Source organism: Thioalbus denitrificans (genome assembly GCF_003337735.1).
Classification (GTDB): domain Bacteria; phylum Pseudomonadota; class Gammaproteobacteria; order DSM-26407; family DSM-26407; genus Thioalbus; species Thioalbus denitrificans.
Window position 1 is genome coordinate 90,712 of record NZ_QPJY01000003.1, and the last position, 19,725, is coordinate 110,436.

General features: G+C 70.1%; 17 protein-coding genes. All 17 read left to right on the forward strand.

Translation table 11 applies throughout. The features are described 5' to 3' along the window. The coding region (locus DFQ59_RS08700) for a type VI secretion system Vgr family protein (RefSeq protein WP_147275219.1) at positions 1-2,188 on the forward strand (2,188 nt) is incomplete at its 5' end. 18 nt (positions 2,189-2,206) lie between these two features. Next, positions 2,207-2,752, forward strand: coding sequence for a DUF6484 domain-containing protein (locus DFQ59_RS08705; RefSeq protein ID WP_211314850.1), 546 nt, complete (start codon positions 2,207-2,209; stop codon positions 2,750-2,752). A gap of 46 nt (positions 2,753-2,798) precedes the next feature. Further along, positions 2,799-3,884 carry a DUF2169 family type VI secretion system accessory protein gene (locus DFQ59_RS08710; RefSeq protein WP_114279310.1) on the forward strand — a complete coding sequence of 362 codons (1,086 nt, stop codon included), beginning with the start codon at positions 2,799-2,801 and terminating at the stop codon, positions 3,882-3,884. Positions 3,885-3,890: 6 nt separating this feature from the next. Next, positions 3,891-4,916, forward strand: a complete 1,026-nt coding sequence (locus tag DFQ59_RS08715; protein ID WP_114279311.1) for a hypothetical protein — start codon at positions 3,891-3,893, stop codon at positions 4,914-4,916. Beyond that, entirely contained in the window at positions 4,916-6,034 is a 1,119-nt protein-coding gene (locus DFQ59_RS08720; protein ID WP_114279312.1) for a PAAR-like domain-containing protein, read from the forward strand. The genes DFQ59_RS08715 and DFQ59_RS08720 overlap by 1 nt, the downstream gene beginning before the upstream one ends. A 53-nt stretch (positions 6,035-6,087) precedes the next feature. Next, positions 6,088-6,957 carry a beta propeller repeat protein gene (locus DFQ59_RS08725; protein WP_147275203.1) on the forward strand — a complete coding sequence of 290 codons (870 nt, stop codon included), beginning with the start codon at positions 6,088-6,090 and terminating at the stop codon, positions 6,955-6,957. Positions 6,958-7,076: 119 nt separating this feature from the next. Next, positions 7,077-8,384 carry a TIGR02270 family protein gene (locus tag DFQ59_RS08730; RefSeq protein ID WP_245937235.1) on the forward strand — a complete coding sequence of 436 codons (1,308 nt, stop codon included), beginning with the start codon at positions 7,077-7,079 and terminating at the stop codon, positions 8,382-8,384. Positions 8,385-8,387: 3 nt separating this feature from the next. Beyond that, positions 8,388-8,573, forward strand: a complete 186-nt coding sequence (locus DFQ59_RS08735) for a hypothetical protein (protein WP_114279314.1) — start codon at positions 8,388-8,390, stop codon at positions 8,571-8,573. A 129-nt stretch (positions 8,574-8,702) separates the two neighbouring features. Further along, entirely contained in the window at positions 8,703-10,934 is a 2,232-nt protein-coding gene (locus DFQ59_RS08740) for a type VI secretion system Vgr family protein (RefSeq protein ID WP_114279315.1), read from the forward strand. A gap of 22 nt (positions 10,935-10,956) precedes the next feature. Next, a complete protein-coding gene (locus DFQ59_RS08745; RefSeq protein WP_114279316.1) occupies positions 10,957-13,614 on the forward strand; it encodes a DUF2169 family type VI secretion system accessory protein in 2,658 nt (885 codons plus the stop codon). Next, a complete protein-coding gene (locus tag DFQ59_RS08750; RefSeq protein WP_114279317.1) occupies positions 13,611-14,672 on the forward strand; it encodes a pentapeptide repeat-containing protein in 1,062 nt (353 codons plus the stop codon). Before DFQ59_RS08745 ends, DFQ59_RS08750 begins: the two co-directional genes overlap by 4 nt. Positions 14,673-14,690: 18 nt before the next feature. Then, positions 14,691-15,329: a DUF3540 domain-containing protein gene (locus DFQ59_RS08755; RefSeq protein ID WP_114279318.1), complete on the forward strand. Its 639-nt coding sequence runs from the start codon at positions 14,691-14,693 to the stop codon at positions 15,327-15,329. 12 nt (positions 15,330-15,341) lie between these two features. Continuing rightward, on the forward strand, positions 15,342-15,737 hold the full coding sequence (locus tag DFQ59_RS08760) for a DUF4150 domain-containing protein (protein ID WP_114279319.1): 396 nt from the start codon (positions 15,342-15,344) through the stop codon (positions 15,735-15,737). A gap of 33 nt (positions 15,738-15,770) precedes the next feature. Next, complete coding sequence (locus DFQ59_RS08765) at positions 15,771-16,118, forward strand: hypothetical protein (protein ID WP_114279320.1); 348 nt, start codon at positions 15,771-15,773, stop codon at positions 16,116-16,118. Between the two features lie 224 nt (positions 16,119-16,342). Further along, the gene (tagH, locus tag DFQ59_RS08770; RefSeq protein ID WP_114279321.1) at positions 16,343-17,848 is read left to right on the forward strand and encodes a type VI secretion system-associated FHA domain protein TagH; all 1,506 of its coding nucleotides are present in this window, start codon (positions 16,343-16,345) and stop codon (positions 17,846-17,848) included. Positions 17,849-17,909: 61 nt separating this feature from the next. Continuing rightward, positions 17,910-18,380 carry a type VI secretion system lipoprotein TssJ gene (gene tssJ / locus DFQ59_RS08775; RefSeq protein WP_114279322.1) on the forward strand — a complete coding sequence of 157 codons (471 nt, stop codon included), beginning with the start codon at positions 17,910-17,912 and terminating at the stop codon, positions 18,378-18,380. Positions 18,381-18,396: 16 nt separating this feature from the next. Continuing rightward, complete coding sequence (gene tssK / locus DFQ59_RS08780) at positions 18,397-19,725, forward strand: type VI secretion system baseplate subunit TssK (RefSeq protein ID WP_114279323.1); 1,329 nt, start codon at positions 18,397-18,399, stop codon at positions 19,723-19,725.

A 19,725-nucleotide genomic window follows, 5' to 3' on the forward strand; every position in this document is an offset into this window, starting at 1 on the left:
GGACGTGCTGGTGCTGCGCAGCATGAGCGGCACGGAGCGGCTCGGACGGCTGTTCGAGTACGAGCTGGAGCTGCTCAGCGAGGACCACGACATCGCCCTGGGGGACATCCTCGGCCAGAACGTCTCCATCCGCCTGGCCGGCCTCCACGAGGAGGGAACCCGCTGGTTCAACGGCTTCGTCACCCGCTTCACCTACCTCGGCAGCCACGGCCGCCACGCCCTCTACCGGGCCAGCCTGCGCCCCTGGCTGTGGTTCCTCACCCGCACCGCCGACTGCCGCATCTTCCAGGAGATGAACGTCCCGGACATCGTCAAGCAGGTGTTCCGGGACCGCGGCTTCACCGACTTCGACGAGCGCCTCAGCGGCAGCTACCCCACCTGGGAGTACTGCGTGCAGTACCGGGAGACGGACTTCAACTTCATCTGCCGGCTGCTGGAGCAGGAGGGCATCTACTTCCACTTCCGCCACGAGGAGGGCCGCCACACCCTGGTGCTGGCCGACGCCTACAGCGCCCACGAGCCGGCCGCCGGCTACGGCGAGGTGCCCTACTACCCCCCCGACCCCTCGGCCCGGCGCGAGCGCGACAACGTCAGCCGCTGGAGCCTCTCCGGGCAGGTCCAGCCCGGCGCCTACGCGCTCAACGACTTCGATTTCGAGGTGCCCACCAAGAACCTGCGCGCGGCGCGCTCCAACCCCGGCGACGGCGCCCATGCCGACTACGAGATCTACGACTACCCGGGCGAGTACACCGAGAGCGGCGACGGCGACCACTACGTGCGCACCCGCATCGAGGAGCTCCACGCCCAGCACCAGTGGCGGCGCGGCGAGGGCGACGCCATGGGGCTGGCCTGCGGCGCCCTGTTCACCCTCACCAATTTTCCCCGCGAGGACCAGAACATCGAGTACCTCCTCGTCGGCACCGCCCTGACGCTGCAGAGCGACGCCTTCGAGTCCGCGCAAGCGGGCGGCGGCGCGGGGGTGACCGGCGCCAGCATCGCCTTCACCGCCACCGACGCCCAGATCCCCTTCCGCCCCCCGCGCCTGACCCCCAAGCCGGTGGTGCAGGGCCCGCAGACGGCGGTGGTGGTGGGCCAGTCGGGCGAGGAGATCTGGACCGACGAGTACGGCCGGGTGAAGGTGCAGTTCCACTGGGACCGCCAGGGGCAGAGCGACGAGAACAGCTCCTGCTGGGTGCGGGTGGCTCAGGTGTGGGCCGGCGACAACTGGGGCGCCATCCACATCCCGCGCATCGGCCAGGAGGTGATCGTCTCCTTCCTCGAGGGCGACCCCGACCTGCCCATCATCACCGGGCGGGTCTACAACGGCGACAACATGCCTCCCTACGCCCTGCCCGGCAACCAGACCCAGAGCGGAATCCGCAGTCGCAGCAGCAAGAACGGCAACGTGGACAACTGCAACGAGATCCGCTTCGAGGACAAGATGGGCGAGGAGGAACTGCTCATCCACGCCGAGAAGAACCAGACCATCGAGGTGGAGGCCGACGAGAGCCACTGGGTGGGCCACGACCGCACCAAGACGGTGGACAACGACGAGACCACCCACATCAAGAACGACCGCACCGAGACGGTGGACAACAACGAGTCCATCACCATCGGCAACAACCGCACCGAGAACGTTGCCGTCAACGAGGACATCACCATCGGCGCCAACCGCACCGAGACCGTCGGGGCCAACGAGCAGATCACCATCGGCTCGAACCGCTCCATCACCGTCGGCGCCAATGAGACCGCGACGGTCGCGCTGCAGCGCACCCACAGCGTCGGCGTGAACGAGACCATCGCCGTCGGCGCCGCCCAGGAGGTCGCCATCGGCGCCTACCAGACAGTCAACGTGGGGGCGAACCAGGACATCAGCGTGGGCGCGGCCCGCTCGGTGCACGTGGGCGCCAGCCTCTCCACCGGCGTGGGCCGGGACGAGTCCCGCAGCGTGGGCGAGGGGCGCAGCACCAGCATCGGCAAGGACGACGCCCTCAGCGTCGGCAAGCACCTGAAGGTGGACGCGGGCGACTCCATCACCCTCGCCACGGGGAGCGCCAGCATCTCCATGAAGAAGGACGGCACCATCGTCATCAAGGGCAAGGACATCACGGTGGAGGGGTCGGGCAAGATCAACATCAAGGCGTCCAGGGACATCGTGATGAAAGGCTCGAAAATCCTCCAGAACTGACAGCCACGGAGATTTCCCATGAAAGTTGGCGACGCGGCGGAAGCGGCGGTGGGCGGCGGCACGGAGGAAACGGCGGCCGGGGATCCCCCGTGCACCCTGCAGGAGGTACGGCGGAGCCGGGCGGCTCCCGGCCCCGATCGCTCCGGGATCACGGTGGGTGATCTCGTCGCCCTGAAGGACGGGGGCCAGACCCCGCTGGTGCGCTTCCCCGGACAGCAAGGCACGGCGGCCGTCCCCGCGCGCACCACCGTCGATCTCCACGGCGCCCACATCGGCCGCCCGGTAGTGCTGATGTTCGAGGGGGGCGATGCCGCCCGGCCCCTCGTCATGGGCGTAATCCGGGAGGGAGACGGCTGGCCTCTGGAGCGACCCCCCGGCCAGGTGGAGGTGGAGGCCGACGGCGAGCGCCTGGTGGTGAGCGCCCGGGAGCAGCTGGTGCTCCGCTGCGGCAAGGCCAGCATCACCCTGACCCGGGCGGGAAAGGTGATCATCCGGGGGGAGTATCTCCTCAGCCGCTCCGCCGGCGTGAACCGCATCAAGGGCGGCTCGGTGCAGATCAACTGAGCCATTCATGCCCTCCCGCCCCGGAGGGCCACAGCGAGGGAACGCCGTGGAGCTCATCAACGCCACCCGCATGGTCACCGGCTACACCCTGGGCATGGAGCCCAGCGGCCGGGAGCTGCTGGTGATCGTCATCAAGGGCACCTTCCGCATCCCCGCGGAGGCTGGCGCCGCCGTGCGCCTGCACGAAGCGCAGCTGCCCCTGGTGACGGCGGATCTCTTCCACGGCGATCCCGGGTTCTCCGCGCCAAAGTATGAGATGGACTTCGCGCCCGTCAAGCGGCGCTGTGACGTCATCCTGAACGCCTCGGCCCATGCCCCGGGCGGCCGGCCGGTGGAGCGCACGCGGGTGGGCGTGCGGATCGGCGACTGGGTGAAGGGGTTCGCCGTGGTGGGGGTCCGGGTATGGGAGGCTGGCCTGGCCGGCGTGCGGGCCACTCCGCCGGTGCCCTTCACCGCCATGCCCATCACCTACGACCGCGCCTTCGGCGGCGTGGACAACCGGCACGAGGACCCGGGGCAGCACGCGGCGTTCATGCGCAACCCGGTCGGTTGCGGCTTCCACAGGCACCTGCGGGACCGGTGGCTGGAGGGCGCGCCGCTGCCGAACACCGAGGAGCCGGGCCGCCCCGTCACCCATCCGCACGGCGACTACCGGCCCATGTCCTTCGGCCCCGTCGGACGCGGCTGGGAGCCCCGCCACCGATTGGCCGGCACCTACGATCAGCGCTGGCTCGACGAAGTGTTCCCCTTCCTGCCGAAAGACTTCGACGAGCGCTACTACCAGTGCGCCCCGGCCGACCAGCAGCTGCCCCTCCCGCTCGGTGATCAGCCGGTGACCCTGCTGAACCTCACCCCGGACGGGCGCCGCTCCTTCACCCTCCCCCACTTCGAGGCGCCGGTGCACGTGTTTCCGAAACGGGGCCCGCGCGAGGATCTCACCGCCCCACTCGACACCCTGGTCATCGAGCCGGACGAGGAGCGCCTGACCATGACCTGGCGCGTGGCCCGGCCAATCAGAAAGAGCCTGTTCGAGATCGCCCAGGTGCTGGTGGGCCGCAAAGGCCGGGAGTGGTGGCAGCAGCGGGAGGAGGTCGCCTTCCCGCTTCCCGTCGTGGCGGAGCCGGTGGAGTAGGCGCCCATGTCGGCAAAGCCCATCGCAATCCGGGGCACCGGGCTGGTCACCAGCGTGGGGCTGTCGGCGCCCGCCGCCTGTGCGGCCATCCGGGCGCGGATCAGCAACCCGACCGAGACCCGCTTCATCGACTCCGGCGGCGAATGGGTCATGGCCCACCAGGTGCCCCTGGAAAAGGCGTGGCGCGGGCTGGCGAAGCTCGCCCGCATGGCCGCGCTGGCCATCGCCGAGTGCCTGGACCGGATCCCGACCGAACAGTGGCGGGAGGTCCCCTTGCTGCTGTGCGTGGCCGAGCGGGAGCGTCCCGGACGGCTCGACGGCCTTGACGACCGACTCTTCGCCGACATCGGGCAGGTGCTCGGCGCACGCTTCGCGCCCGACTCGGGCATCATCGCCCACGGCCGCGTCGGCGCGGTCATCGCCCTGATGCATGCCCGCCGGCTGATCTACGAGAAAGGCCACCGGCAGGTCCTGGTGGCCGCCACGGACAGCCTGGTCACCTGGCCCACGCTCGGGGTCTACGATGCCGGCGAGCGCCTGCTCACCCCGCGCAACTCCAACGGCTTCATGCCCGGCGAGGCCGGCGGGGCGCTGCTGGTGGGGCGGCCCCGCGGCGGACCCGAGTTGGTCTGCACCGGCCTCGGCCTCGGCACCGAGGCGGCCCACATCGACTCGGAGGAGCCGCTGCGCGCCGACGGCCTGACCCAGGCCATCCAGAACGCCCTCGCCGACGCTCCCTGCCGGATGCATGATCTCGACTACCGCATCACCGACCTCTCCGGGGAGCAGTACTACTTCAAGGAGGCGGCGCTGGCCCTCTCCCGCACCCTGCGCCGGCGCAAGGAGGCTTTCGACCTCTGGCACCCGGCCGAGTGCATCGGCGAAACCGGCGCGACGGCCGGCGCGGCGGTGATCGCCGTCGCCGACGCCGCCTGCCGCAAGGGCTACACCCCGGGCCCCGCCATCCTTGCCCACATGGCCAACGACCACGGCCACCGCGGTGCGGCCGTGCTGCAGTTCCGGGTTGCCTGATGGCGAACCAGGTCTACGCCAACGGCATGGAGATCGCCTGCAAGGCGGCGAGCGGAAAATCCATCGCCGCCTTTCCCGATGTCTGCATGACCCCCCCGGAGAACCCCACCACGCCGCCCGGCGTGCCGGTGCCCTACCCCAACACCGGAATGGCATCCGACACCACCGACGGCTCCCGCAGCGTCAGGATCTCCCGCCAGGAGGTGATGCTGAAGAACAAGAGCCACTTCAAGCGGAGCACGGGCGACGAGGCCGGGTGCGCCGCCAAGAAGGGGGTGGTGACCAGCAAGAACATGGGCAAGGTCTATTTCAACGCCTGGTCGATGGATGTGAAGGTGGAGGGGGAGAATGTCGTTCGCAACCTGGACCTGACGACCCACAACCATGCTTCTCTTCCCGGCAACTCTCCGACCTGGCCCTACCTGGACGAGGTTGCCTTCACGAGCCCGAAAAGTGATTCAAACCCCTGCGCGGATGTGGCCCGGGAAGTCCAGGAAAAGTGCGGAAAGCATGTAAAGAAGACGAAATCCGGGAAGAACCCGGGCTCGGTCAAGCGTTCACAGTCCATCGACGCCATGTGCGGAGACCCCGGGTGCGCTCAGGCGCGGAAATGCGTTCTGTCTCCCGAAACCCCGAACAATTGCTGCCAGGGTTCCGATGGCAAGACCATGACTCCACATCACGTGATTCCGGCGCACTGCTTCATGCCCCCGGGAGAACGGTCCAGCGGAGGCAGCGCCCGCTACGCGGGATGCGACGGTTACAGCGTCGCCGATGCCCCATGCATCTGTGTCGAGGGCGCGGGGAAGGAAAAGGATCACGGAAAGATCCATGACCTCGTCGATGACCTCGAGGACTCGAATCTCGACGGTGGCCAGGCGGGAAGCTGGGACTATGATGATGCGGCAACCGCGGGCGTCATGGCGGTTGGCGAAATCACCCATTGCGACGAGGACTGCCTTCGGGCACAGGTCGATGCGTACCACCAGCAGGAAGGCGGAAGTCCGAACGTGGCAAACGATACGCGCCTGCGTGCGGACAGCTCGGGAAACCGCAACCTGGGCCCCAATGTACCGACCGTTCCATCGACAACCGTCGCCCCCGGAATCTCCATATAGGCACCGCCATGACAGACACGGGCAATACCAGGGTTCGCTTTCTGGGCGGAGCCATGCCACGAACCGAACTTCTCGGCGCCATTGCGTACCCGGTGGCGCTCGACGGTACCGACCGCGAATTCACCCGCTTCTACATGCGCCACAACCGTCAATGGGTCCAGCAGGAATTCGACTCCGACATCGTCTCGGTCTGCTACGCCCCGGAAGGCCGCGAACGCGGCTGGTGGCTGCTGGGAAAACGTGGTGACGTACACAGCCTCACGAGCGCAGGGCGCCTTTCGGAACGGATACCGGAAGCGGGAACCGGACCGGGCAGGCCTGGCTACGTCAAGAAGATTCGCGTCATCGGGGGATTGATCACCGCCTGCGGATACCGGCGCCAGGTCTACCAGCGCAGAAACGACCGCTGGGTGGCCATGGCCGGCGAGATTGCCGCATCACGTTCAGAGGTGGGCTATTGCTTCAACGACATCGACGGCAGCTCGGAGTCCGATATCTACGCCGTTGGAAATCGGGGCGAGATCTTCCATTTCGATGGAAAGCGCTGGAGCGAGTGCGACAGCGGCACCAACGTCCACCTCGAAGGCGTTGCCTGCCTGGGGGATTCGGTCGTCGTGGCCGGACGTGACGGCGTCGTGCTCCTCGGCAATCACAACGGATTCGCATCCATCGGCCCTGCCACCGCGGAACTCAATTTCTGGGACGTTGCAGTGTACCGGGGACGCATATTCGTCTCCGCATCGGCGGGTGTCTTCGAAATCGGCCCCGCACCGGCCTTCGACTTCACCCCCGCGCCACTGCCAAGGCATGTCGGGTACAAGCTGGCGACTGCCCCGGAGCACCTGCTGTCGATCGGCACACATCAGATATTTTCCTACGATGGGCGCTCCGCCGAGGAAATCGTCTGTCCGGACAACGCATGATCACCGCGGCCCATGGCGGCGCTGAACCAACCGCATGGCGCACCGGTCCCCATGCGCGGAACGGATGCCCTCGCCGGCTCACCGGGATAACCATGACAATCAGGTAGCCCTTCCCGACCATGCACAGCTCAAGCCGCAGTCAACACGGATGCACTCTCCAGCCGAACCCGGCTGACCGCCCCCCCATCGAAGCCGTCATCCGCCAGCACGCCGAGGACGCGGTGGTGCTGCACAACATGCGCATGGCCCAGGTGCGGGCCCCCCACGTCAGGCTCCACCACCTCGGACGCCTCGATGAGCGGCTGGCGGCGCACCTGGACGGCCTGCTGGTGGCCGGCGAATTCGGATCGAGGCTCTGCGGCACGGCCCTGGAGAACCCGGGCGCCAGCGAGCTGTTCGTGGCGACGGTGCTCGCCCTCGAGAACGGGGACGCGGCGCGCCTGGAGCAGCTGCTGGCGCTGGCCGAGGCATTGCCGGAGACACAGGGTGGCCTGGGCTCCGCCTTCGGCTGGGTCGCCTCCGGCGTGCTGCGGGGCACGGTCCGCGGCCTCCTCTCCTCGGCCACGCCCTTCCACCGCTGGGTCGGCCTCACCGCCTGCGCCATGCACCGCGTCGATGCGGGTGCGGACCTGGAGCGCGCCCTCGAGGACCCGCATCCGGGACTGCGCGCCCGGGCGCTGCGCACCCTGGGCGTGCTCGGCCGGCGGGAGTCCTTCGCTGCGACACGCACCGCCCTGCATGACAGAAGCGAGCCCTGCCGCTTCTGGGGCGCCTGGTCGGCGGTGATGCTCGGCAACCGCAGCTTCGCCCTGGACTGGCTGGTGGAATACGCCCGGAGACCCGGGCCGTTCCGGGAGCGCTCACTGCAGCTGGCGCTCCGGGCCGTCGATCTGCCGCGGGCGCACCAGCTGATCCGGGACCTCGCCCGCGCTGGCGGCGAGACACGCACACTGATCCGGGCGGTAGGCATCATGGGCGATCCCCACCACGTGCCCTGGCTGATCGAGCGCATGGCGGACCCCGGGCTCGCGCGGCTGGCGGGCGAGTCCTTCTCCCTCATCACCGGGATCGATCTCGCCTATCTCGACCTGGAGCAGCCGCCGCCGGCGGCGGCGGAACCCGGCCCCGGCGACGACACCGGAGACGACGAGGCGACCATGGACCCGGACGATGGACTGCCCTGGCCCGACCCGGCCGGAATCGGCACCTGGTGGGCGGCCAACGCCCGGCGCTTCCAGGCGGGCGTGCGCCACTTCATGGGGGAGCCGGCCAACCCGGAACGCTGCACCCGCACACTCGGGGAGGGCTACCAACGGCAGCGCCTCGCCGCCGGCCTGTACCTGTGCCTGCTGCGGCCCGGCAAGCCGCTGTTCAACACCGCCGCCCCCGCCCCGCGGCAGCAGCGGCGCCTCACCGGAAGCGACTGAGCCATGTCCCTCTTCGACCCCGGGCTTCTGTTTCCGGTCATTGCGGCGGCCTTCCTGGCCCTCTCCGGCCGGCGCTACCTGCGCCACGGGCGGCGTGCCGACGTGACCGTCCGCACTTGGCTCCGCCTCGCCCTGCTCTTCGGGCTGGTCTCCAGCGGGCTCTGGATTTACCGCCTCCTCGGCTCCTGACAAGCGGAACCGGGAAAGCCCATCCATCCAAAGGGTTGCAACAGACCGGCCCCGCCAGGGCGGCAACGCCTTGGAAGGATGGCGGTGAAATCAACTACACTCCAAGACGCCGGGATCGGAGATATCGTCATGCCAGCAACACAGGAACAGCGAACGATCGAGTTCACTTCACCACTGGGCAGGGACGTGCTGGTGCTGCGCAGCATGAGCGGCACGGAGCGGCTCGGACGGCTGTTCGAGTACGAGCTGGAGCTGCTCAGCGAGGACCACGACATCGCCCTGGGGGACATCCTCGGCCAGAACGTCTCCATCCGCCTGGCCGGCCTCCACGAGGAGGGAACCCGCTGGTTCAACGGCTTCGTCACCCGCTTCACCTACCTCGGCAGCCACGGCCGCCACGCCCTCTACCGGGCCAGCCTGCGCCCCTGGCTGTGGTTCCTCACCCGCACCGCCGACTGCCGCATCTTCCAGGAGATGAACGTCCCGGACATCGTCAAGCAGGTGTTCCGGGACCGCGGCTTCACCGACTTCGACGAGCGCCTCAGCGGCAGCTACCCCGCCTGGGAGTACTGCGTGCAGTACCGGGAGACGGACTTCAACTTCATCTGCCGGCTGCTGGAGCAGGAGGGCATCTACTTCCACTTCCGCCACGAGGAGGGCCGCCACACCCTGGTGCTGGCCGACGCCTACAGCGCCCACGAGCCGGCCGCCGGCTACGGCGAGGTGCCCTACTACCCCCCCGACCCCTCGGCCCGGCGCGAGCGCGACAACGTCAGCCGCTGGAGCCTCTCCGGGCAGGTCCAGCCCGGCGCCTACGCGCTCAACGACTTCGATTTCGAGGTGCCCACCAAGAACCTGCGCGCGGCGCGCTCCAACCCCGGCGACGGCGCCCATGCCGACTACGAGATCTACGACTACCCGGGCGAGTACACCGAGAGCGGCGACGGCGACCACTACGTGCGCACCCGCATCGAGGAGCTCCACGCCCAGCACCAGTGGCGGCGCGGCGAGGGCGACGCCATGGGGCTGGCCTGCGGCGCCCTGTTCACCCTCACCAATTTTCCCCGCGAGGACCAGAACATCGAGTACCTCCTCGTCGGCACCGCCCTGACGCTGCAGAGCGACGCCTTCGAGTCCGCGCAAGCGGGCGGCGGCGCGGGGGTGACCGGCGCCAGCATCGCCTTCACCGCCACCGACGCCCAGATCCCCTTCCGCCCCCCGCGCCTGACCCCCAAGCCGGTGGTGCAGGGCCCGCAGACGGCGGTGGTGGTGGGCCAGTCGGGCGAGGAGATCTGGACCGACGAGTACGGCCGGGTGAAGGTGCAGTTCCACTGGGACCGCCAGGGGCAGAGCGACGAGAACAGCTCCTGCTGGGTGCGGGTGGCTCAGGTGTGGGCCGGCGACAACTGGGGCGCCATCCACATCCCGCGCATCGGCCAGGAGGTGATCGTCTCCTTCCTCGAGGGCGACCCCGACCTGCCCATCATCACCGGGCGGGTCTACAACGGCGACAACATGCCTCCCTACGCCCTGCCCGGCAACCAGACCCAGAGCGGAATCCGCAGTCGCAGCAGCAAGAACGGCAACGTGGACAACTGCAACGAGATCCGCTTCGAGGACAAGATGGGCGAGGAGGAGTTGCTCATCCACGCCGAGAAGAACCAGACCATCGAGGTGGAGGCCGACGAGAGCCACTGGGTGGGCCACGACCGCACCAAGACGGTGGACAACGACGAGACCACCCACATCAAGAACGACCGCACCGAGACGGTGGACAACAACGAGTCCATCACCATCGGCGTCAACCGGACCGAGAAGGTGGGCTCCGAGGAGAAGATCACCATCGGCGCCAACCGCACCGAGAGCGTCGGGGCCAGCGAGCAGATCACCATCGGCGCCAGCCGCACCACCAATATCGGCGCCAACGACATGCTCAACGTCAAGGCCAACCGTATCGAGAACGTGGGCAGCAACGCGGTGCAGAACGTCGGCGCGTCCCTGACCCAGAAGGTTGGCGCCGCCTGGAACATGACCGCCGGCGGCCCCGTCACCATCACGGCCCCGGCGGGGCTCACCATCGTCTCGGCGGCGGGCAACCGGACCGTCGACAACATATTCGACAGTATCGGCGGGCTCATGTCCCGCAAGTTCGGCACCCAGAGCACGGTCTGCGCCTCCAGCTACAATGCCACCGGCGTGGCCATCGGCCAGACCGCCGAGAAGATCGAAACCACCGGCCAGGCCTTCTGCGCCACCGCGACCAACATGGAGACCAAGGGCATCAACATGTCCTATGTCGGCCTGACCTGCGACAAGGTGTCATTCGAGATCGAGACGGTCGACGCCAAGGTGATCGCCTAGTGCGCCGCTCACCCCAGCCTCGATGAAAACCATCAAGCCCGGCGCACTGAGCCTCCTGACCCGGACCATCGAGCACCGCGGGCGCTGCATCTTCGTGGTCTCCCCCCTGCTGTTCGTCTCCCTCACCGGCGAGGTGCGGCTCAAGAGTGAAGTGGCCCTGTGGAAGTTCGCCGCCGCGACGCTGGGCAAGGATGCCGCCATCGACGCCGGCCAGCCCAAGGCGGTGCCGGAGTTCCTGATCCACGCCCAGGCCTTCGCCCCCGGCGGCAGGCCCTGCCCGGCCTGCGCGGTGCGCGCCCGCGTCGCCGGGCGGGAGAAGACCCTGTTCGCCTTCGGCGACCGCTACTGGGAGGGGCGCACGGCGAGCGAGCCGGTCCCGTTCACCCGCATGCCCATCGACTGGTCCCGCGCCTACGGCGGGCCCGGATTCGCGCCCAACCCGGCGGGGCGCGGGGCCGACCCGAAGGCCGAGGCGCCGCTCCCGCTGCCCAACATCGAATACCCGGACGCCCGCCTCACGCGCCCGGACCAGCCGGGACGCCCGGCCGGGTTCGGCCCGCGGGAGGTCACCCATCCCGAGCGCGCGGCCCTGGCCGGCACCTATGACGACGCCTGGCTCAAGAACGATTTTCCCGGTCTCGCGCGGGATCTCGACTGGAAGCACTTCAACGTCGCATCGCCCGACCAGTGGCTCGAAGGCGCGCTGAGCGGGAGCGAGGAGTGGGAGTTCGAGAACCTGCACCCGGACCAGCGCCTGCTGCGCGGCCGGCTGCCCGGTTTCGCCACGCGCTGTTTCGTCAGGCATACGACCCCCGACGGCGAGCAGTTCGGCGAGATCGCGACCCGGCTCGACACCGTCTGGTTCTTCCCCGAACAGGAGTGCGCGATCCTGGTGGGGCGCGGCCTCATGGAGGTCACGGAGGACGACGCCGCCGACATCAGCCTCCTGGTCGCCGCCGTCGAATGGGCGGACGCACCCCGCGGCGAGGACCACTACGCGGAGGCGGTACGCCGCCGGCTGGACCCCGAGACCGGCCACTACTACCTGCTGCAGGAGGATGACCTGCTGCCCGAGGGCATCGGCCAGCGCTACGGGGTGGAGCGGCTGGCCGGCGGGCCGATCGAGTCGCCAACCCTGCTCAGCGAGAACCTGCGCAAGCGCCAGGCCGCCGAGATCGAGGCGGCACGCGCCAAGGTGGCGGAGTACGGACTCGATCCGGACCAAGGCCACGCCCCGCCGCCACCGGCCCCGGTCGCCGCCCCCCCGCAGAAGCTGGAGGAGCTGCCCGCCTACCTGGCCGGGATGCAGCGCCGACGCGAGGAGATGAAGGCGGAGTTCGAGGCGCGTGAGGTGCAGCTGGATGCCGATCGGCGCGCCGCCACCGCCCGCGCCGGGATCGACTATGCGGTGATCGAGGCGGAGATGAACGAGACCCCCAAGGGCCCGCCGAGGTTCAGCGCCAACGCCGAGCTGGCGAGCCTGCGCCGACTGCGCTCGTCGATGAAGGCAGACAAGGGCTCGGCGGAGGAGATCGATCTCTACCTGGAGGACCCCGCCTTCCGCCAGCGGCTGGCGGATGCGGAGCGCCAGGGCCGCGAGAGCTACCAGCGCACCGCCCACCGGCAGACGGCGGCGGACCCGATGGACCCCGACCGGGCGGCCTGGGTACGGCAGTGGGCGCAGGAGCGCTTCCACAGCGGCGCATCCTTCGCCGGCATCGATCTCACCGGCGCCGACCTGTCCGGACTCGACCTCCAGGGCGCGGACTTCTCCGGCGCCTTCCTGGAAGGGGCCAACCTCCGCGGCTGCCGGCTGGAGGGCGCCGATTTCAGCCAGGCCGTGCTGGCCCGGGCCAACCTGACCGATGCCCGGCTGGTCGGGGCCCGGCTCCCGGGCGCCAACCTGGGCGGCGCCCTCTGCGCCGGGACCCGGTTCGACGAGGCCCGGCTCGAGGGCGCCATCCTGAGCGGCGCCCGCCTGGAGCGGTCGTCCTTCGTCCGTGCGGGCCTGACCCGGGCCGACCTGGGCGGCGGCGCCCTGTTCGGCGAGACCGACTGGTCGGAGGCCGACGCCCAGGACCTCAACTTCATCGACGTCTCCCTGGAGGGGCTGATCCTGCGCGGCGCCCATCTCGAGCGCGGGGTATTCGTGCGCTGCCGGTTCGAAGGCGTGGATTTCTCCGGCGCGCACCTGGCCCGGGCGGTGTTCGTCAAGCCGCAGGGGGCCGGGGCCCTGTTCCGCGGCGCGGACTTCTCCGGCGCGGTCTTCGTCGGCGGCAGCGCGCTCCAGGGGGCGGATTTCAGCGGCGCGAGCATCGTGACCACCCTGTTCCGCCCGGCGGACCTCACCGGCGCGCGCTTCGATCGGGCCACCCTCAAGGAGGCGGATCTCTCCGAGTGCCAGCTGCAGGGCGCCTCCTTCATCATGGCGACCGCCACCGACTCGCGGTTCATGAAGGCCGACCTGGCAAAGGCGCGCTTCACCTCCGCCAACCTGATGAACTCGAGCCTGCAGAAAGCCCGCCTGGAAGGCGCCGATTTCCGCCATGCCAACCTCTACGGGGTGGATCTCGCCCGCGTGTGGGTGGACGGCGCCACCGATTTCAGCCGGGCGCTGACCCACCGGGCGCGCACCTGGCCCCGGCGCCCGCGCCCCACCACCGGAGGCGGCGCGGCATGACCCGGGACGAGCTGATCGCATGGGTGCAGTCCGGCCATGAGGCGGTCGAGGTAGACGCCCGCGGCCTGGATCTCGCCGGCGCGAACCTGGCCGGGGCCATCTTCCGCGCGGTGGACTTCACCGGCGCCGATCTGGGCGGGGCGGACCTGCGCCAGTCGGTGTTCCTGGACTGCCGCTTCGACCGGAGCCGGTGGCCGGAGACGGTCACGGCGCTGGCCTCCTTCTCCCGCTGCCGGTTCCACCGCGCCGCCCTGCAGCGGGCGCAGCTGGGCCGGACCAATTTCGCCGAATGCCACTTCTCCAGCTGCGATTTCGCCGCGGCCGACCTCGCGCTGGTGACCTTCGCGCGCTGCGTCATGGACAGCGTGGCGTTCGTCCAGGTCCGCAACGACCGGACGACCTTCGCCGAGTGCGAGCTCGGGGCGCTGGATTTCCGCAACACCGTGCTGGACCGGACCATCTTCGTGAAGGCCGACCTGCGCCAGGCGCGCCTGGCCGGGGCCACGCTGCAGAACGTGGTGGCCATGAAGGCGGTGCTCGGCGGGCTGTCCTTCGCCGGCATGGACCTGACGCTGACCCAGTTCATCGATGCCGACGTGCGGGAGTGCGATTTCAGCGGCGCCACCCTGCGCCAGTGCAACTTCCAGGGCGCCCAGGGAACCGGCGCCAACTTCGCCCGGGCCCGGGCCGAGAACGCCATCTTCTGCAATGCCGGGCTCACCCGGGCCGATTTCAGGGAAACCCGGCTGGCCCAGGCGGTCTTCGCCGACGCCAACCTGGAGCAGGCCCGCTTCGGCGGCGCCGATATGCGGCAATGCATCCTGCACCGCGCCCGCTGCGCCCGGGCGGACTTCCGCAACGCGGCCCTGGGCGAGGCCGACCTGACCCACGCCGACCTCACGGCCGCCGATTTCAGCGGCGCCTCGATGCACCGCACGCGCCTGCACGGCGTGCTCGACCAGGATGCGCGCTTCACCGACCGGAGCCGCGCCCTGGAGAGCGATCCCGAACTCCTCGAAGCCGAGCGCTGGAAGCCGGTCGAGGTCAAGATCCCGTAACCTTCGGAGACCCACGCCATGGAAACGCTACCCCGGGAACTCGCAACCAGCATCGTATCCGTGCCGGTACAGGCCATCGGCGAGCTGACCGGACTCGATACCGCGGGGAGCGCGACGGTGCGCACCGAATTCGGCGAATTCCCCGCCCGCAAGGCCGCCAGCTGCCTGCTCGAGCCCAGGACCGGCGATCGGGTGCTGGTGTGCGGACCGACCCTGGAGTCGGCCTGGATCATCGCCGTGCTCGAGCGCCGCGAGCCGGGCCCGACGCGGCTGGCCTTCGAGGGCGACGCCGAGCTGGCCGTCACGGGCGGCAGCCTGAGCCTGCGGGCCGAGCAGGCGCTGGGCCTGGAGTCCGACACCCTCAGGCTGCGCGCGCGGGAAGGCGTCGCGCTGATTGACTGCTGCCACTGGATCGGCCGGGAATGCACCGCCCTGGTGGGGCGGCTGCGGCTGACGGGCAACCTGCTCGAAACCTTCGTCGACCGCCTCACCCGGTTCGCCAAGGAGAGCCTGCGCTCGGTGGAGGGCATGGACCAGGTGCGCAGCGGCGTGGTGGACTACCAGGCGGAGCAGACCATGAGCCTGCGCGGACGGGAGCTGCTCGCCACCGCCGAGGAGCTGGTCAAGGTCGATGGCGGCCAGATTCACCTCGGCTAGGAGGTCTCGACGATGTTTGCCAATTCGCAGATGATGGGCATGGACACGGGTTTCCCCGACGTATGCCTCACCCCGTCGCCGGCCGGCCCGGTGCCGATCCCCTATCCCAACATCGCCATGGGGCCCACCGCCATTCCCAACGTGCCGACGGTGCTGTACGGCGGAACGCCCGCCCACAACATGGCCACCTCGATCCCCATGACCAACGGCGACAACGCCGGCGTGGCCACCGGGGTCGCCTCCGGCACGGTGATGGGCCCCTCACGGCATGTCACGGCGGCCTTCACCGTCATCCTCAAGGGCGCGCCCGCGACCCGGCTTACCAGCGTGTCGCTGCAGAACTCCACCAACTGCCCCGGCTGCCGCATCGTGCCGAGCCAGGTCAAGGTGCTGCTGCTGGCGCCCTGAGGCCCATCGGCCAGCGGAACCCCAGGAGCCGCCATGGAACTGCGTTCTCCCCTGTTGATCGTCGTCGGCCTCGTCCTGCTGGCGGCCGTGGCCGTGGCGGTATTCATCTTCGCCCGCGCCGGCGGCGAGAAGGCGCTGGAACAGTCGGGCGTCGCGGCCCGGGCGAAGGTGCTCGCGCTCGCCAGGACCGGGGTCAACCGGGGCCCCAACATGCCCCTGGTCCGGCTCAAGCTGGAAGTGAGCCCGCCCCGGGGCTCGACCTATGTGGTGGAAATCGAGCAGGGCATCCACGTCATGGACCTGCCGCGCTATGAACCGGGCTCCGAGGTCGAGGTGCGCATCGATCCGCGCGATCGGGACCACCTGGTCCTCCTCCCCTGAGCCGGGGACAACCGGAGCAACGGCGTGCCGCCCCCCCTCTGGGCCAGCCGCCGGGAGCGGCCGGACCCGGGTTTGGGCCATTACCTTGCAAGGGTACGGTGGATGGGCCACCATTTCGGAGAGGCAACCGCCCGGCCGCCGCCCTTCGCGACACCGTGGCGCGAGCCGTGACGAGGTCGGCAAACCCGACCCTGACCTGAACGGAGACAGGCAGCACGTCGGCCATGGAACTGACTCTCAGCGTCCTCACCTACCGCGGCCTTCCCCCCACACGGCCCACCGAGCTGATGGTGAGCTCGCGGGACGCGACGCTCGGCCGCGACCCCGACAACGACATGGTCCTGCCGGATCCGGACCGCTATGTCTCCGGCACCCACGCCCGCATCCAGTTCCGCGACGGCCGCTATCACCTCCTCGACGCCAGCACCAACGGCACCTATGTCAACCACGCCCCCAGCCCGGTGGGCCGCGGCGCCAGCGTGGAGCTGCAGGACGGCGACGTGCTGTCGCTGGGGGAGTACGAGATACAGGTGTGGCTGTCCATGCTCCCCGGCGAGCACCCGGCGGAACCCGTCGCGGAGCCCGCCGCGCCGCCCGCCGTGGAACCCGCCGCGCCAGCCGCGGCCGGGCCGGACCTGGCCGAGCCCGACCAGACCCTCGATCCCCTCGCGCTGATGGCGAAGTCAGGCCGCGGCGGCCCCGGGCCGTCCGGCATTCCCGAGGATTTCGACCTGGTGCCGCCCACACCGGCGCCACCGCCGGAGGAGGACACCGCGCCCACCGGTCCGCCCATCGGCATCCCCGAGGGTTTCGACCTGCTCTCGCCCGCGGCCGAGCCGGAGAGCCCGGAGAGCCACCCCGACCACGTCCCCAGCGACCAGGCGGCCTTCACGCCGCCACAGGCCATCCCGGAGGATTTCGACCTGCTGGGCACGCCGCCGCCGGAGCCGCCCCCCGCCGCGCCCGAGCCCCCCGTTGCGCCGGAGCCGCCCGCCGCGCCCGGGGAGCCCGTGACGGCCCCGGAACCCGCCCCCCCCGCGCCGCCGGAGACTCCGCCGCGCCGTCCCACCCCCGGCCACGCCCCGGCGCCGCCCGCCGCGGCGGGCGGCGTCGCGGGAGCGGACAGCGCGGCGCTGGTGCGGCAGCTGCTGGCCGGGCTGGACACGCCCGGGGCGGCGCTGCCGCCCGATGCGCTGCCCGAACTGCTCAACACCGTCGGGCGGCTGGTGCGGGTCACCACCGACGGGCTGATGAAGGTGCTCGCCGCCCGCACCAGCTTCAAGCGCGAGCTGCGCATCGAGATGACCACCATCCAGCCGGTGGAGAACAATCCCCTGAAGTTCTCGGTGGACAGCCAGGACGCCCTCAGCCACATGCTGTTCGGCCAGACCCGGGGCTACCTGCCGCCGGTGGAGGCCACCCAGGAGGCGCTGGACGACATCCTCGCCCACGAGCTGGCCATCATCGCCGGCCTGAAGGCGGCCCTGCAGTCGCTGCTGGGGCGCTTCGATCCGGCGGCGCTGGAGGCGCGCTTCGGCGCGGAGTCGATGCTGGACAACCTGCTGCCCATGGCCCGCAAGGCCAAGTACTGGGATCTCTTCACCGACATCTACGGCGAGGTGGCCCGGGACGCCGAGGAGGGGTTCCTGCGCCTGTTCGGCGACGAGTTCATCAAGGCCTACGAGGAACAGATACTAAAATTGAAGTCATCACGGTCGCGCCGGCCGTGACGGTTGCCAATCCGCGCCGGGCCGGCGACGCCCGGCGACCCTTGTGAACAGGAATCGAGCCATGCGCAGACTGCCAGTCCCGTACCCGCTGCCCCTCCTGCTTCTCCTGCTGCTCGCCCTCCCCCTGGCCGGCTGCATGAAGCCCTCGCCCACCCAGCTGCAGGCCCGGCTGGCGGCCGCCGCCACCATCAACCCGGACGTGAGCGGAAGGCCCTCGCCGGTGGTGGTCCGCCTCTACGCCCTGCGCGCCGCCAGCGCCTTCGAGAACGCCGACTTCTTCACCCTGTACGACAACGAGGTGGCCGCCCTCAAGGACTCGCTCCTCGGCCGCGAGGAGATGGAGATCGTGCCCGGCGGCAGCCTGGAAATCAGCCGCGACTTCCCGCCCGAGACCCAGTTCCTGGGCGTGGCGGCGGCGTTCCGCGACATCGACCAGGCGCGCTGGCGGGCGGTGACGCCGCTCAAGAAGGAGAGCAAGAACAGCGTCACCATCGAGCTCGGCGAGCGCAGCGTCAGCATCCGCGCCAAGTAACCGGAACCGGTCCGCCATGTCCTGGAACAATCGAGTCATCTGGTCCGAGGGGCTGTTCCTGCGTCCCCAGCACTTCCAGCAGCACGACCGCTGGCTGGAGTCCCTGGTGGACGCCCGCAGCGGCGCCCTGGCGCCCTACCCCTGGGGCTTCCGCGAGCTGGAGATCGACACCGGGCTGCTGGGAATGGGGCAGCTGGGGCTGACCGCCGCCCGCGGCGTCCTGCCCGACGGCACCCCCTTCGGCCTGCCCGCCGACGACCCGGCTCCGGCGCCGCTGGAGCTGCCCGACGAGGCCCGCGGCCAGGTGGTGTACCTCGCCCTGCCGGTGCGGCGCCCCGGCGGCATCGAGACCGGCGACGGGGACGAGGGGCTGCAGCGCTTCACGCCGGGCGAGGAGGAGGTGAAGGACAACAACGCCGGCACCCAGGAGCCGGCCGCCCTGCAGGTGGGCCGGCTGCTCCCGCGGCTGCTGCTGGAGAAGCAGAACCGCGACGGCTTCGCCTGCCTGGGCGTGGCGCGCATCCTCGACCTGCGCCCGGACAAGGGCGTGGTGCTGGACGAGGCCTGGATCCCCCCGTGCCTGGACGTGCGGGCGAGCCCGCGCCTGGCGGGCTTCCTCAACGAGCTGCAGGGGCTTCTGCGCCACCGGGGCGAGGCCCTGGCGGGGCGCATCTCCGGCGCCGGCCAGGGCGGGGTGGCGGAGGTTTCCGACTTCATGCTGCTGCAGGTCATCAACCGCTACGAGCCGCTGGCGGCCCACCTCGCCGCCCTGCCCGGCCTGCACGGCGAGCTCCTCTACCGCCGGCTGCTGGAGCTGGCCGGGGAGCTGGCCTCCTTCACCCGCGCCGAGCGGCGCCCGCCCCAGTTCCCGGTCTACACCCACGAGGACCCGCAGGCCGCCTACGACCCGCTCCTCGACGAGATCCGCGACGCATTGAGCAAGGTGATGCTGGAGCGGGCCATCCCCATCCCGCTGCAGGATCGCAAGTACGGCTTCCGGGTCGCGCCCATCAGCGACCGGACGCTGCTCGGCAGCGCCAGCTTCGTGCTGGCCGCCAAGGCGGACATCAGCGCCGAGGCGCTGCGGCGGCAGTTCCCGGCCCAGGTGAAAGTGGGCCCGGTGGAACAGATCCAGCAGTTCGTCAAACTCGCCCTGCCCGGCATCGGCCTCCATCCCCTCCCGGTCGCGCCGCGGCAGATTCCCTACCATGCCGGCTACAACTACTTCGAGCTGGATCGCAACAGCGAATACTGGAAGGGGCTGGAGCAGTCCGGCGGATTCGCCCTGCACATCGGCGGCGAGTTCCCCGGTCTGAAACTGGAGTTCTGGGCCATCCGAGACTGA